Origin of the sequence: Tractidigestivibacter scatoligenes, from assembly GCF_001494635.1 — a bacterium.
Taxonomy (GTDB): Bacteria; Actinomycetota; Coriobacteriia; order Coriobacteriales; family Atopobiaceae; genus Tractidigestivibacter; species Tractidigestivibacter scatoligenes.
Window position 1 is genome coordinate 112,474 of sequence record NZ_LOJF01000009.1, and the last position, 14,938, is coordinate 127,411.

At 63.0% G+C, this 14,938-nt stretch carries 12 protein-coding genes; all 12 read right to left on the minus strand.

The features are described 5' to 3' along the window. Positions 1-177 precede the first annotated feature (177 nt). The 12 genes from AUL39_RS05040 to AUL39_RS05095 all read right to left on the minus strand — a co-directional run bounded on the left by AUL39_RS05040 (position 178) and on the right by AUL39_RS05095 (position 14,938). A complete protein-coding gene (locus tag AUL39_RS05040; RefSeq protein ID WP_059054344.1) occupies positions 178-2,040 on the minus strand; it encodes an ABC transporter ATP-binding protein in 1,863 nt (620 codons plus the stop codon). After that, positions 2,040-3,791, minus strand: a complete 1,752-nt coding sequence (locus AUL39_RS05045) for an ABC transporter ATP-binding protein (RefSeq protein ID WP_059054346.1) — start codon at positions 3,789-3,791, stop codon at positions 2,040-2,042. Before AUL39_RS05045 ends, AUL39_RS05040 begins: the two co-directional genes overlap by 1 nt. A gap of 111 nt (positions 3,792-3,902) precedes the next feature. Further along, on the minus strand, positions 3,903-5,741 hold the full coding sequence (locus AUL39_RS05050; protein WP_059054348.1) for an ABC-F family ATP-binding cassette domain-containing protein: 1,839 nt from the start codon (positions 5,739-5,741) through the stop codon (positions 3,903-3,905). Continuing rightward, positions 5,741-6,607 carry a deoxyribonuclease IV gene (locus AUL39_RS05055; RefSeq protein ID WP_059054350.1) on the minus strand — a complete coding sequence of 289 codons (867 nt, stop codon included), beginning with the start codon at positions 6,605-6,607 and terminating at the stop codon, positions 5,741-5,743. Before AUL39_RS05055 ends, AUL39_RS05050 begins: the two co-directional genes overlap by 1 nt. Then, positions 6,604-7,836 carry a bifunctional phosphopantothenoylcysteine decarboxylase/phosphopantothenate--cysteine ligase CoaBC gene (gene coaBC / locus AUL39_RS05060; RefSeq protein WP_059054351.1) on the minus strand — a complete coding sequence of 411 codons (1,233 nt, stop codon included), beginning with the start codon at positions 7,834-7,836 and terminating at the stop codon, positions 6,604-6,606. The genes AUL39_RS05055 and coaBC overlap by 4 nt, the downstream gene beginning before the upstream one ends. Continuing rightward, complete coding sequence (locus AUL39_RS05065) at positions 7,833-8,567, minus strand: zinc ribbon domain-containing protein (RefSeq protein WP_059054353.1); 735 nt, start codon at positions 8,565-8,567, stop codon at positions 7,833-7,835. Before AUL39_RS05065 ends, coaBC begins: the two co-directional genes overlap by 4 nt. Before the next feature lie 35 nt (positions 8,568-8,602). Then, positions 8,603-9,790: a cysteine desulfurase family protein gene (locus tag AUL39_RS05070; protein WP_328586088.1), complete on the minus strand. Its 1,188-nt coding sequence runs from the start codon at positions 9,788-9,790 to the stop codon at positions 8,603-8,605. After that, positions 9,787-10,467 carry a ribulose-phosphate 3-epimerase gene (rpe, locus tag AUL39_RS05075; RefSeq protein WP_059054355.1) on the minus strand — a complete coding sequence of 227 codons (681 nt, stop codon included), beginning with the start codon at positions 10,465-10,467 and terminating at the stop codon, positions 9,787-9,789. Before rpe ends, AUL39_RS05070 begins: the two co-directional genes overlap by 4 nt. Continuing rightward, positions 10,461-11,501, minus strand: coding sequence for an NAD(P)H-dependent glycerol-3-phosphate dehydrogenase (locus AUL39_RS05080; protein ID WP_072354695.1), 1,041 nt, complete (start codon positions 11,499-11,501; stop codon positions 10,461-10,463). The genes rpe and AUL39_RS05080 overlap by 7 nt, the downstream gene beginning before the upstream one ends. Beyond that, positions 11,498-12,157, minus strand: coding sequence for a glycerol-3-phosphate acyltransferase (locus AUL39_RS05085; protein WP_059054357.1), 660 nt, complete (start codon positions 12,155-12,157; stop codon positions 11,498-11,500). Before AUL39_RS05085 ends, AUL39_RS05080 begins: the two co-directional genes overlap by 4 nt. Next, a complete protein-coding gene (gene der / locus AUL39_RS05090) occupies positions 12,154-13,482 on the minus strand; it encodes a ribosome biogenesis GTPase Der (protein ID WP_059054359.1) in 1,329 nt (442 codons plus the stop codon). Before der ends, AUL39_RS05085 begins: the two co-directional genes overlap by 4 nt. Before the next feature lie 79 nt (positions 13,483-13,561). After that, positions 13,562-14,938: a DUF512 domain-containing protein gene (locus AUL39_RS05095; RefSeq protein ID WP_059054361.1), complete on the minus strand. Its 1,377-nt coding sequence runs from the start codon at positions 14,936-14,938 to the stop codon at positions 13,562-13,564.

The window sequence follows — 14,938 nt, forward strand, 5'->3', positions numbered from 1 at the left end:
GGCGCCAAAATGACGCCCGAAGGCAAACCTCGTACGCAATCCTGTATAAAACCCACGCCCGGGCGTCAAATTCTCGCCCGAGCGTGGGTTTTAGCAGCAAGTGCGTATAAAGTCGCTGCTCGGGCGCCAAATTCTCGCCCAAGCAGCATTTTGCGCAAACGAGAACGGAGTCCTGAGCTACCGCGTCCCCTCGAACTGACTCTCGTAGAGGCTTGCGTAGAAACCGCCCTGACGCAGCAGCTCGTCGTGCGTGCCGCGCTCGATGATGTGGCCGTCCTTCATCACGAGGATGCAATCCGCATCGCGAACGGTAGAGAGGCGGTGTGCCACCACCAGGGAGGTGCGGCCCTCCATCATTCGATCGAAGGCATCCTGCACCTGCAGCTCGGTGCGCGTGTCGATGGAGCTCGTTGCCTCGTCGAGCAAAAGGATCGTGGGGTCTGCAAGCATCACGCGTGCAATGCAGAGGAGCTGCCGCTGGCCTTGCGAGAGGGACCCGCCATCCTCGCCCAAGAGCGTGTCGTAGCCCTGCGGCAGCTGCTCGATGAACTTGTGCGCGTGCGCCTTCTTAGCGGCCGCCACAACATCGTCCATAGTTGCCCCGGGCGTTCCGTAGGCAATGTTCTCGCGAACCGTGCCCCTGAAGAGCCAGGTGTCCTGAAGCACCATGCCAAAGAGCGAGCGAAGGTCCTCACGGCGCATGTGGCTGGTGTCGTGGCCGTCAACCAGGATCTGACCGGAGTCCACGTCATAGAAGCGCAGCAGCAGGTTGATAAGGGTCGTCTTGCCGCATCCCGTGGGGCCAACCAGGGCGATGGTCTGGCCGGGTTTTGCCACAAACGAGATGTCTTGGAGCAACGGGCGGTCGGGGACGTACGAGAAGTCGACGTGCGAGAACTCCAGAGCGCCCTCGGGGTTCTCGTCCACCTCGGGCTCGGTGGGATCGGCGCTTTGGGCTGGTGCATCGATGAGTGTGAAGAGACGCCGGGCCGAGGCGTAGGCGGTCTGGATTTGCGTGACCACATTGGAGATCTCGTTGAAGGGCTTCATGTACTGGTTGGCATACGAGAGGAACGTCTGCACCTGGCCTACCGTAAGGACGCTCGGCCATCCGGAGATGACGCAGATGCAGCCAACAACCGCCACGACGGCATAGGTGATGTTGTTCACCACGCGCGTTGCGGGGTTAGAGAGGGAGCTCGTGAACTGGGCGTGCTCCCCCACCCCCAGCAGGCGCTGGTTAATCTCATCAAAGCCCGCCTGGGCACGGTCGCCATATGCAAAGGCGCAGACCAGCTTCTGGCTTCCCACCATTTCCTCGACGTAGCCACCAAGCGAGCCCTGGAGGGCCTGCTGCTCCTTGAAGCTCTTGGCCGAGTAGCGCGCGATGAGCCAGGCCACGAGCATGGAGACGGGCGTCACGATAACCACCACAAGGCCCACGGGAACAGAGATTGAGAACATGAAGACAAGCGTGCCCACGATGGTTACCACGCCGGTGAAGAGCTGCGTGAGGCCCTGGAGCAGCCCGTCGCCCACCTGGTCGGCGTCGTTTACCACGCGGGAGAGCAGGTCTCCGTGCGAGTGTGCGTCGACAAATGAGAGCGGCAGGTCACGGAAGCGCGAGAAGGCATCGATGCGCAGGTCGCGGACCGTCTCGTACGTGAGCCGGTTGGTGCAGTAGCCAGAGAGCCACTGCGTTACCGCGGCGCCCACAACCACAAGCGCAAGCTCCTGGAGGAGGGCTACCAGCGCGGCAAAGTCCACGTCTCCGGCCGAGACCATGCAATCGATCGCACGGCCAATCACGATGGGCACGTAGAGCTGGAGCACCACCGAGACAGCAGAGGCCACGAAGGAGGCGATCAGCGACACGCGGTGCGGGCGGGTGTAGGCCAGCAGTCGCCGCGTGACCTCGACCGTGGTGAGGCCCATCTCGTCAAGGCGGCCCTGGGGGTTGTCGTTGTTGTTGCCAATGTCGCCCTTGACGTTGGCCATGATGGTTCCGGCGCTTGCGCCGGCGGCATACGGGTTTGCCATTACGCACCCACCTCCTCAGGGCGGAGCTGCGAAAGACAGATCTCGCGGTAGATGGGACAGCTCCTCATGAGCTCGGTGTGAGACCCCAGCCCGGCCATGCGCCCGTGGTCGAGGACCAGGATCTGGTCGCAGGACATGACCGCCGAGACACGCTGCGAGACAATCACGCAGGTGAGCTCTGAGCGCAGGCTGCGGAGAGACTGCCGAAGGCTCGCGTCGGTACGGAAGTCAAGCGCCGATGCGGAGTCATCAAGCACCACGATGCGCGGGTGTCCCACGAGGGCGCGCGCAATGGTGAGGCGCTGACGCTGCCCTCCCGAGAAGTTCTTGCCGCCTGCCTCGACAACGGCATCAAGCCCCTGGTCCTTGCCCCGTACGAAGTCCGCGGCTTGAGCAAGCTCAAGCGCACGCCAGAGCTCCTCGTCCGTAGCGTTGGAATCGCGCCAGCAGAGGTTCGAACGGATGGTACCCGAGACCAGCGACGCCTGCTGGGGCACCGTCGAAACGAGCCCGCGCAGCTGGGTGAAGGGATACTCCCGTACGTCGTGTCCAAAGACGCGAACCTCGCCCGCCGTTGCGTCATAGAGCCTGGGGATGAGGTTCACGAGCGACGACTTGCCAGAGCCCGTGCCGCCAATGATGCCAAGGGAGCCACCGGCGCCCAGCCGCAGCGTCACGTTGTCTACCGCAGGCCGGGGCGCGCCGTCGTAGGTGAAGCATACGTGGTCGAGCGCGAGGGCCACGCCAGAGGTGAGGGTGCCTGGGGCAAGCTCCACCTGCGTGGTGCCCTCGTCAGTTATCTGGGGTTCGCAGTCGAGAACCTCCATGATGCGCTTGGCCGATGCGGTGCCGCGGTTGATGGTGATCACCAGGTTTGCCACATAGACAATGGACACGAGCATCTGTGTCATGTAGTTCACGAAGGCAATGACCTCGCCCTGGGTGAGGTCGCCCACGTCGATGCGCGCACCGCCCATCCAAAGGATGGCAACAATGCCCAGGTCCATCACAAGCAGCGTCGCAGGGTTGAGAAGCGAGGAGAGCTTGCCAATGGTCACGGCCGTCTGCGTCTGGTCGTCAGCGGCCTTGTGAAAGCGCTCGTCCTCGCGGCCCTCCTGCCTAAACGCCCTCACAACGCGCACGCCCGAGAGATTCTCTCGCGTGACGAGGCTCACCTCGTCGAGGCGCGACTGAAGCTCGCCAAAGAGCGGCACAGACTTGGACATCACGAGCCAAAAGACAACCGCGATGGCAGGCGTGCATACGAGAAAGACAAGCCCAAGCTGGGCGTCAATGAGCATGGCGCAGACCATGGAGCCGATGGCCAGAATGGGCCACCGGATGATCTGTCTGATGCCAAGGGCCACCGTGACCTGTACCTGGTTGACATCGTTCGTGATGCGAGTGACCAGGGAGGGGGTGCCAATGCGGTCAAGATCCGCCGGGGCGAGCTGGTTCACCTTGGCGTACAGGTCGTGGCGAATGTCCGTGCCCGAGCCCTGCGAGACAACGGCAGCCATCTTCTGGCACACGAGCGTGAAGCAGAACCCCACCACCGCAAGGACGATAAGCACCATGCACATGCGAACCACGTAGCCCTGGTCACGATTGGTGACGCCCACGTCAATCATACTGGCTACGATAACCGGAGTAATGAGATCAAAGATGACCTCCACGGCCTTGCAGAGCGTGCCAAACACAATCTTTCCCCGGTACTTGGGAAAGACGAACCTCCGTAGAATCTCGCCCAATAGAGCCCCTTCCTCAGACTGTCAGCCTACCCATGATAGGGCTGCTCAGTTGCGGTGCGCATACGGCTTTTGTCACGCAACCATTCGTATTGTGTATGGCGCTTCGAGGTCCTACTCGATACCCAGCTTGTCCGAGAGTTCGAGCCACTCGTCCTCGAGCGCCTCGCGCGCAGCCACGGCGTCATCGACCGCCTTCTGGGCGGCAACGAGCTTCTCGTAGTCCGTAGGGTCGACCTCTGCAAGCGCGGCACGCAGCCGGTCCGGCTCCCCCTCGGTCTTCTCCAGTTTTCTGGTTACAGCATCGAACCGCTTCTTGAGTTCACGTCGCTCCTGGTTCGACATGGGAGCTTCCTGCGAACCCGTCGAATCGCTTGGCTCGGCTGGCCCTTCCGTAGCGGAGTTTCGCGAAGCGCACTCCGCGGAGGAAGGGGCTGCCGCGTCCCCGTGAGAGTCGAGGAGGTCGAGGAACTCGTCTACGCCGCCCGGGCAGTGGCGCACGTGACCGTTTAGAAGCGCGTACTGGTCGTCGGTCACGCGCTCCATGAGGAAGCGGTCGTGCGAGACCATGAGGAGCGTGCCGGGCCAGGTGTCGAGCAGGTCCTCAAGCACCGCAAGCATGTCGGTGTCCAGGTCGTTGCCAGGCTCGTCGAGCACAAGCACGTTGGGCTCGTCGAGAAGCACGGTGAGCAGCGCGAGGCGTCTGCGCTGGCCGCCAGAGAGGTCGCGCACGAAGTTCGTGAGCTCGGAGCGCTCGAAACCAAGTCGCTCGAGGAGCTGCGTGGGGCTCTGGGGCTTGCCGTCCACGTAGTAGGTGCTCTTGTAGCGCGAGAGTACCTCGAGCACGCGCCAGTTCTCCTTCTCGGAGAGCGTATCCAGGTGCTGCGACATCCAGCCAAAGCGAACGGACTTGCCAATGCGGACGGTGCCAGAGGTTGGCGGCAGCTTGCCCGTCATGACCTTGAGCAGCGTCGACTTTCCCGCACCGTTGGCTCCAAGGATGCCGTAGCGGTCGCCGGGTCCAATGGTCCAGGTGATGTCATCGAGCACGCGCGAGCCATCCGGATAGGCAAACGAGACGTCCTTCATCTCGATGACCTGCTTGCCCAGCCTGCTCACGGCAAGGCGCTTGAGCTCGATGGGGTTTCTCAGCGGCGGATCGTCGGCGAGAAGGGCTCGCGCCGCCTCGACGCGGAAGCGCGGCTTGCTGGAGCGCGCCTTGGCTCCGTGTGCCAGCCAGTTGAGCTCCTTGCGAAGCGTGTTCTGACGGCGCTCCTCGGTGGCCGCGGCCATGCGGTCGCGTTCGACGCGCTGCTGGATATAGGCCGAGTAGCCACCGTCGAAGGGCTCAATCTCTCGGTCGTGGACCTCCCACATGTGCTCGCAGACCTCGTCCAAAAACCAACGGTCGTGCGTCACAACGAGAAGGGCGCCCGTGCCCTCGGGCCAGCGGGTCTTGAGGTGGTCGGCAAGCCAGCGGATGGCATGCATGTCCAGGTGGTTGGTTGGCTCGTCCATGAGGATAACGTCCCAGGTGCCCACAAGGAGCCGTGCCAGGTCGCATCGGCGTCGCTGACCGCCTGAGAGCGTGCCAACGGTGGCGTCCCAGTCCACGTCCCCCAGAAGCTCCGAGATAATCTGTCGCACGCGCGGGTCAGAGGCCCACACATAGTCCGGAACGTCCCCCACAACGGCGCGGCCAACGGTCCAATCGTCGTGGAGCTCGTCATCCTGACCAAGAAACCCCACGTGGATGCCGTTTCTCCAGGTAACAGTTCCCGAGTCAGGCTCCAGCCGATGCGCGATGAGCTCAAGCAGCGTCGACTTGCCGTCTCCGTTCCTGCCCACCACGCCAATGCGTTCGCCTTCGTTGATGCCTATAGTCTGGTCGGCAAGCACAGGCTTGCCCGGCCACTCGTGCGAGAGGTGCTCGCAGCCTATGAGAATCCCCATTAGTCCTTCCCATCTCCCCGGGCAAGTCCCCGAAGGAGCGAAATTTCCTGCGCATATCCCTCAAGCTCGTTTGGCGTCTCGAGGATCATGGGCAGCCCACACAGGCGCGGGTTTGTCACCACAGCCTCGAAGGTGGAGAGCCCAAGCGTGCCCTGGCCGATCTTCTCGTGACGGTCCTTGTGGGAGCCAAGCGGGTTCTTTGAGTCGTTCACGTGCAGTGCCTTCAGGCGGTCAAGCCCAATCACGCGGTCAAACTCGTCGAGCACGCCATCAAGGTCGTCCACAATGTCGTAGCCTGCGTCGGCTACGTGGCAGGTGTCGAGGCACACGCCGAGAAGGTCGCCCTCGCGCGTGCCCTCGATGATGCGTGCCAGCTCCTCGAAGCGCGAACCCACCTCGGACCCCTTGCCCGCCATGGTCTCAAGCAGGACGGTCGTCTTCTGACCTCGAACCAAAACCTGGTCAAGGCCTTCGCAGATAAGGCGAATGCCCTCGTCCACCCCTTGGCCTACATGGCTTCCCGGGTGGAAGTTGTAGTAGTTGCCAGGCAGCATCTCCATGAGCTGGAGGTCGCCCGCCATGGCCTCACGAGCAAACTCAACCGTCTGCGGCTTGGCGGAGCAGAGGTTCATGGTATATGGCGCGTGCGCAACAAGCCGCCCAAAGCCGTTCTCGGCAAGGATGCCGAGAAGTTCCGCCACATCGTCTGGGTTTGGCGTTTTGGCACGGCCGCCACGCGGGTTTCTCGTGAAGAAGGCAAAGGTGTTTGCCCCAATGCCAAGCGCGGTCTTGCCCATTTGCGCAAACCCACCCGCAACCGAGAGATGGCAGCCGATGGTGATCTCGCCGTGACGTGCCTCGCTCATGCACCCTCCCCCGCCACTGCCGTGGCAACACGGTCGCAGATGGCAGCGGCAACCTGGTCGAGCGGGAGCGTGTCGAGCTGCTCCGTGCGGTCTGGCCACACAAAGGCAATCCGGCTCGTGTCGGCGCCAAACGTAGAGTCTGCACGTGACACGTCGTTTGCTACGATAAGGTCGCAGCCCTTGCGCTCGAGCTTCTCGTGTGCGTTCTTGAGAAGGTCGTTCGTCTCGGCAGCAAAGCCAACCACGACGCGGTCTCCCTTGGTGTGAGAGAGCTCGGCCAGGATGTCTGCAGTCTTGATAAGGCGAAGCGTGGAGAGGTCGTCCGTACCCTTCTTGAGCTTACGGTCCGCAGGCGAGGCGGGCGTGTAGTCCGCGACCGCCGCGGCGCATATGGCAGCGTCGGCGTTTGCGAAGGCAGCAACCGTGGCATCGCGCATCTGCGCGGCCGAGACAACCGGCACCACGCAGACTCCCCGCGGCGCCGCGAGAGAAACCGGTCCGGAGACCAGCGTCACCACGGCACCTCGGCGCGAGGCCTCGCGGGCGATGGCATAGCCCATCTTGCCTGTGGAGGCGTTGGCGATGTAGCGCACGGGGTCGATGGCCTCGTGCGTGGGGCCGGCCGTGACCACAAGCCTCATGCCAGCCATATCCTGCTTGGCAGGGGCAAGCGCGTCAAGTGCAGCGGTCACGATGTCCGAGACTTCTGCAAGCTTTCCCTCGCCCACGTCGCCGCAGGCGAGAAGGCCCGTCTGTGGCATCACAAAGCGGATGCCGCGCGAGCGAAGCGTTACAACGTTTGCCTGCGTGGCTGGGTTTCTCCACATGTGGACGTTCATGGCAGCCGCCACAAGCACTGGGCAGTGGGTGGCAAGCAGTGTGGTGGAGAGGCAATCGTCTGCAATCCCCATGGCCATCTTAGCCAGCACGTTTCCGGTTGCGGGAACAACCACCACAAGGTCAGCCCAGTCGGCCAGGAAGATGTGCGGAATGGGAGAGTCCGGGTAGGCATAGAGGTCGTCCGCCACGGGATGGCCGGAGAGCGCCTCGAACGTGGGGGTTCCCACAAAGCGCTCCGCATCTGCCGTCATAGTCACGCGAACGTCGCAGCCCGCGTGCTGCAGGCCGCGCATGACCTCGACTGCCTTGTAGACGGCGATGCCTCCCGTAACGGCGAGGACGACGCGAGGCGCCGCCGGCTCTGTATCCCTGTGCGTGCTATCGCTCACTTGCCCTCCCCCTCGACATAGGGATCGTCCACGATGAGGATGCGGTGGCAGTAGGGGCACTCGGCAACGTCGTCACCGTGCGTGAGGTCGTGGAACGAGGCGGGCTGGAGCTTCACGCGGCAAACCGAGGGGACGTTGCCCACGAGCTTCTCAACAGCAAGGCCCTTGAAGCGCTTGCGCGCGGCCTCGTAGTCGCTCATGTGCTTATCAGAGATCTGGGAGACCACGTCTTTGCGCTCCGCGTCGAGCTGGACGATTTTGCGCCTAATCTGCGCACTATCCGTCTCGAAGGACTTCTTCTGTGCGGCCTCCTCGTCGTCGAGGCGCTCAAGCGTGAGGTTGGCGTTGCTCTCGGCGCGCTTGACCTTCTCAAGATCCTCGTCGAGCTGCGCACGGTTGTGCTCGAGCTTCTCGATCTTCTTTGCAAGACCCGTGAGGTGCGCCTCGTAGTCCTGAATCTGGCGGTAGCCGTGGCTTCCAGAGGCAACCTCGGCCTTGACCTCCTCGGTGCGCGCTCGGTAGTGCTCGAGGTCCTCTTGGTTCTCCGAGACATAGGTCTCGAGGTCCTTGCGCTGAGCAAAGATCTTGGTCTGCTCGCTCTGTACCTTTCGGCGCGCTCGAGCGATTGCCTGCATCTTCTTCTGCTGCGGCATCGCGGCCAGCGTAGACGCAAGGCGCAGCATATCGAGGTCGATCTCCTGAAGTCTAACAAGCGCCTGTGCTTCGGTCATAAGACCCTCACCTTCCTTGGTGGGTGTGCGTTCTGCTAATGACGTGTCTTTGTTTGCCTTACGAGCGAGATAAGCTCCAAGGCAAAGGCATCAAGGTCCTTCTCGGCAACGCGCTCGTCAAAGGAGATGCGAAGCGAGCCAAACGCTTGGTCACGACCTATGCCCATGGCCGTGAGCACGTGGCTAGCGTCAAGCGAACCCGAGGAGCACGCGGAGCCGGCAGAGACCTCAAAGCCATGCTCGTCCAGCCCAAGGACGAGGGACTGCGAGTCCATGCCCGGCACCATGACGCTCACCATGCCGGGAAGGCGGTGCTCGTCGACCACACCCGTGGTTGTGGGGACGATGCCCGTGCCCTCCGTGCAGATGCGCCGGTAGAGTCTCTCGGCACGGGCGGCAACCTGCGGGCGCACGGTGGCGATGGAGCCGCAACAGGCACATGCGACCGAAGCAAAGGCAAGCGCGCCGCGCACGTCCTGCGTTCCCGCGCGTCGGCCAGACTCCTGCCCGCCGCCAAAGGACTGAGGGGCGAGAGGGACGCGCCCACGGACGAGCAGGGCTCCCACACCAACCGGGCCGCCCAGCTTGTGGGCCGCAAGACTTACGGCATCTGCCTGCGAGACATCAAGAGGAATCCGCCCAAACGCCTGAACGGCGTCGGTGTGGAAGAGCGCACCGGCCGCATGAACCGCAGCAGCAAGTTCAGACACAGGCTGTACCACGCCCGTCTCATTGTTGGCGCTCATAATCGAGACAAGCGCGCAATCTGGACCAAGCACATCCTCGAGCGCGTCACGAGTGACCACACCGTCCCTACCGGGCTTCACGAGCGTCACATCAAAGCCGCGGTCGCGAAGCACCCCCGTGACGTCCAACTCGGAATCGTGCTCAATGGCGGAGAGAACCACACGTGTGCGCTTGCGATCGCGCTGATGGGCACCGCGTGAGAGGCCGAGAAGTGCCAGGTTGTTGGACTCGGTGCCACCCGAAGTGAAGACGACGTCCGAAGGCCTAAAACCGCCACCCACGCAGCGAACAATATCGCGCCGAGCACCGTCGAGCGCACGAGCCGCCTCTCGTCCAAGGGTATGCAGCGAGTTAGGATTTGCCCCCGCAATGGGAGAGTCCTCGTAGGCGCGCTCCGCGGCAAGAGACTCCTCTCGCGCGGGTGCGCTCGCCGCATAGTCAAGGTATACGGTTGTGCGGTTGGTCACGCTTCTCACGCTCTCCTCGTGAGACCGGCCTCGCCGGCCTCGGTAATCTTGCGGATGGCCTCGGCGCGGTTTTCCTTGCCAAAGACGGCGCTGCCAGCAACGAGCAGGCGCGCGCCCGCGGCGCAAACATCGCCCGCAGTGGCGGGAGAAATCCCACCGTCAACCTCGATGATGGGGCTCACGCGGCGCTCGTCGCACATGGCCTTGAGCTGGCGGAGCTTGCGAAGAGAGCCAGGTATGAACTTCTGGCCTCCAAAGCCGGGGTTCACAGTCATCACAAGCACGAGGTCCACGTCCTCGATGATGGCATCGAGGGCAGAGACGGGCGTACCAGGGTTGATGGCAATGCCCGCCTTGGCGCCCTTCTCGCGAATGAGGCTGGCAAGACGATTGGCGTGCGCCGTAGCCTCGTAGTGGAAGGTCACGATGTCGGCACCGGCAGCAAGGTACTCCGGCACCATCTGGTCGGGGTTCGAGATCATGAGGTGCGCATCAACGGGGATCTGTGTGGCCTCCTTCACCGCAGCAAGCACGCCAGGGCCAAAGGTGAGGTTGGGCACAAAGTGGCCGTCCATCGCGTCAAAGTGCACATAGACAGCACCTTCGATAGAGGCAAGCTCGTCCGCAAGATGTCCCAGGTCTGCAGAGAGGATGGAAGGTGCAACCTGGACGTTATTCTCTAGCATTGGTTCTCCTTTGATGCTGTATCTCGCTCTTCCATACCATAGAACTCCGTGCGCGGTACACGCGTGAGAAGTCCCTCCATTGCCTCGTCGATAGGACGTCCCTCATAGAGAACGGAGTGGACGCCGGCCGTGATGGGAACCTCGATTCCGCGCTCTTGCGCAAGCTCGAGGACCGACTCCGAAGCGGGCGCGCCCTCGACCACCATGTGCGTGCGGGCCTGATAGGCGTCAAGCGTCTCGCCCGCCACGAGGGCCCGGCCAAAGCTTCTGTTGCGCGAATGCTCGGAGGTGCAGGTAACCACGAGGTCACCCATACCGGCGAGCCCCATGCACGTCATAGGGTTGCCGCCCAAGGCAGCCACAACGCGCCCAATCTCGGCGATGCCACGGGTCATGAGGACAGCCAGAGTGTTGTCCCCCATCCCCATGCCGCTCGCAATGCCACAGGCGATGGCCACCACGTTCTTAACGGCACCACAGCACTCAACGCCACGAACATCGTCGCTCACGTAGGCCCTAAAGGTCGGACCCGAGAGAAGACCCTGGAAGTATGCAGCCGTCTCCGCATCTTCCGAGGCCACGACAGCGGCCGACACCATCCCCTTGCAGATCTCCTCGGCATGGTTTGGGCCAGAGAGCGCAGCAACGCGAGTGGGATTGCCCAGCTCCTGAGCAGCCACCTCGTGCATGAGGAGGTGCGTTCCGCGCTCCATACCCTTGGAGAGAACGAGCACACGGGCGTTTTTAGCAAGGTGGGAAGCCAGGTTGCGGCAAGTCTCGCGCAGATATGCAGACGGGGTGGCCAGGATCGCGGCATCCACATCACGAACGGCCACGGCAAGGTCGCTTGTTGCCACAACGTTTGGCGCCAACGTATAGTCCACAAGATGGTTCGGATTCCTGTGCTCGAGGTTCATGGCATCGACAGCCTGGGACGTGCGCGCCCACAGCACTACCTCGTCGACGGCAGGCGACACGAGGCCCGTCATGGCGGTACCCCAAGAGCCAGCTCCTATGACGGCAACGCGCCTCACTTTGACTTCCCCTCATCGTGGTGGAAGGAGAAGCGCTTCTCCTCGTGGTGTGCGAGCTTGCGGATGTTCTCGCGGTGCGCCCACACAACGCAGGCGGCCACGATGACCATGGGCAGGACAGCGATGGGGGTGTAGCCAAAGACGGCCGTCCAGATGGGAAGCGAGACTGCCGCACACGAGCTGCCCAGCGAGACAAAGCGCGTGGGAAGGGCAAAGACAAGGAAGACCGCGAGAAGCCCAAAGGCGATGCGCGGGTCTAGGCCCAGCGCCGCGCCAAAGCCAACCGAGATTCCCTTGCCGCCGTGGAACCCAAGGTAGGGCGAGAAGACGTGTCCAAGCACGCATGCCGCATAGACACAGGTGAGCGCCCAGTCAAACGGCTGGCCGGGAGCAAGGGCCTTTGCCTCGGCAAAAAAGCTGGAGAACGCCCAGGTGGCAAGTCCCGTGCAGAGCCAGCCCTTGCCGGCGTCAAGCAGCAGGGTGAGGCCTGCCGCCCAGGCACCCACGGACCGACCCACATTGGTAGCGCCAATGTTGCCAGAGCCCGTATGCCGCACGTCGACCCCCTGGGAGCGTGCGATGAGCATGCCAAACGGGATGCCACAGACAAAGTAGGCAATAGCGCACGCGATGAGCGTAGGAATTACGAGTCTCACTTGTCCCCCTCGGACTTCTTGCGGAAGCGCAGACGGATGGGCGTACCCTCGAGGTCGAATCTCTCACGCAGGCGGTTCTCCACAAATCGCTTGTAGTTGTCGTCTACAAGGTCCGGCGCGTTGCACCAAACGGTGATGACGGGAGGCCTGGAGCCGGTCTGTGTGGCGTACTGCATCTTGAGGCGACGACCCTTGTCAGAGACCGTGTGGCCACCCTGGCGAATCTCCTCGAGGAGGTTGTTGAGCTCCGAGGTCCTCAATTGGGTCTCGCGAGCCTGGGCGGCAGAGACTGCCAGCTGCAGGACCTTGTCGGTGGCGCGACCCGTGAGGGCGGAGATGTTCACGTAGGGCACCCATGGCGCAAACTGCATGCGCTTTTCGATCGAGGCAACCACGCGGTCGCGCTGGGCCTCGGTCTCGATGAGGTCCCACTTGTTGAGGCAGAGCACCAGGGCACAGCCACGATCGATGGCCATGTTGGCCACCTTCTGGTCCTGCTCGGTGACGCCGTCGGTGGCGTCCACCACCAAGAGGCAGACGTCGGCGCGCTCCATGGCCATGAGGCCACGCACCATGCTGTAGTACTCCACGTCCTCGTGAACCAGGTTCTTCTTGCGCATTCCGGCGGTGTCCACCAGGCGAATCCGCTGCCCCTGCCACTCGATCATGGTATCGATGGCATCGCGGGTGGTTCCCGCAACGTCGGAGACGATGGAGCGCTTCTTGCCGGCAAGGCGATTCGCCAGGGAGGACTTGCCCACGTTAGGCCTGCCGACGATGGCCAGCGAGAGCACGTCCTCGTCATCCTCGAGCTCGTCCTCGGAGGGTAGAACCGCGACGACCTCGTCGAGAAGGTCGCCCGTACCGTAGCCGTGCGAGGCGGAGAGGGGCATGGGTTCGCCCACGCCAAGGGCGTAGAAGTCCCAGAGGTTGTCGTTCTCGGTGGCGGGGTTGTCCTTCTTGTTGACCACGAGGAACACGGGCTTGTCCTGCTTGCGTAGGATCCTTGCGACCTCCTCGTCCTCGTCGGTGATCCCGGTTGAGCCGTCCACCACAAAGATGATGGCGTCTGCCTCCTGCGCGGCCATTACGGCCTGCTCGCGGATACGCGGCGCAAAGGTGTCCTTCGACTTGACGGACTCGATGCCGCCAGTGTCGATAATCACAAAGTCGCGACCGTTCCAGTCTGCCTTGTGGTAGGAACGGTCGCGCGTGACGCCGCGACTCTCGTGCACGATGGCGTCACGGCTCTGGACAATACGGTTTACAAGGGTGGACTTGCCGACGTTGGGTCGACCGACCACGGCGACGACAGGCAATGACATGAGGTGCTCACTTTCTCTTAGCGTATTTAGCACACTCGAGCATATCACGACCGCGTGGGCGCCTTGCCGCCGGCGAGCCTCACCCCAAACTCTGCGTTACTGCAGAGACGATGCTCGTAGGGTCTCCATGCGCAATGATCGCCTTGCCACCACGGCGCTCGATCTCCTCAATGACGTGGTCCTGCGTGTCGCCATCGAGAGTCACGTGATCAAAGTTGAACATGACTTCGGGAAGCACGACCACGTGGTTCTCAAGGTCCTCTGGCAGCTGCGCGAGAAGGTCCTTCGAGACGATGAGGCCCGTGACGTTGACATCTCCACCAAAGTAGTCGTTATGAATGGGATACGTCCGCACGCGCCCAGAAGGAGACCAAAGCTCGCAGAAGAACGAGATTGCTGCCTGCGGCGCCTCTCCGCAGACGATAAAGACCGAGGTTTCACAGCGAGAGAGCTCCGCTTCGCTCGCAGCAAGCTCGGCGGCGTGGTCGCGTGCGAACACCGCCGAGTCGTCGAGGAAGCTCCGCAGCATGCCAATGCCATCGTAGTACTGCGGATATCCGTCGTAAGCTTCCGCTGGCGGCACCTTCACGCCGGCGGCAACGTAGAACTCGTCGGAAAGCTGGAAGCGGGTGGTACCAAGCTCGCGCCTTGCGCGCGCCTGGTAGGGCTCGATAAGCTCGACCACTGCCTTGGCGGATGCCGGGTCATCCGAGAAGGACTTTGAGAACCGACGCGAGAAGCGCGTGTAGCCAAGAGGCACCACGGCAAGAGAAGTGATGGCGGGGCGCGCCTCCACCCAATCGAGCGTGCGGGCGAGCTCCTCCCCGTCGTTCACACCAGGGCAGAGCACGATCTGGGCATGCACCTCGATGCCGGCCTCGAGCAGGCGCTCCAGGACGTCGATGCCGCGCTGCGCGTGCGGTCCGATGAGCGTGCGCCTGACCTCGGGGGATATGGCGTGGATCGAGACGTTCATGGGCTCGAGCCGGCAGGTGATGATGCGTTCGACGTCCTCGTCGGTCACGTTGGTGAGGGTGACGAAGTTCCCCTGCAGGAACGAGAGGCGGTAGTCGTCGTCGCGCAGCGAGAGGGACGGGCGCGCGTCCGCCGGCAGCATGCTCATGAAGCAGAACTGGCACGCGTTCACGCAGGTGCGGATGCCGTCGAAGAGGACGTCCGTGAAGTCGATGCCCCAGTCCTCGCCGGGCTCGCGCCAGAGCTCGCAGCCATAGGTTCCACCGTCCCTGGGGTCGAAGACCTCCAGCTCGCACGAGGCGCCATCGGCCTCCCAGCGCCAATCGATGAGGTCGCGCAGCTTGTGGCCATTCACGCTCTCGATGCGCATGCCGGGCTCAATGCCAGCCTCCCAGGCGGGGCTCTCCTCCTCTACCGACTGCACCCAGGCGCCAAGAGAGCGTTCGCGCGTGGATGCGTAGTCTGCCCTGTCTCGTGACAC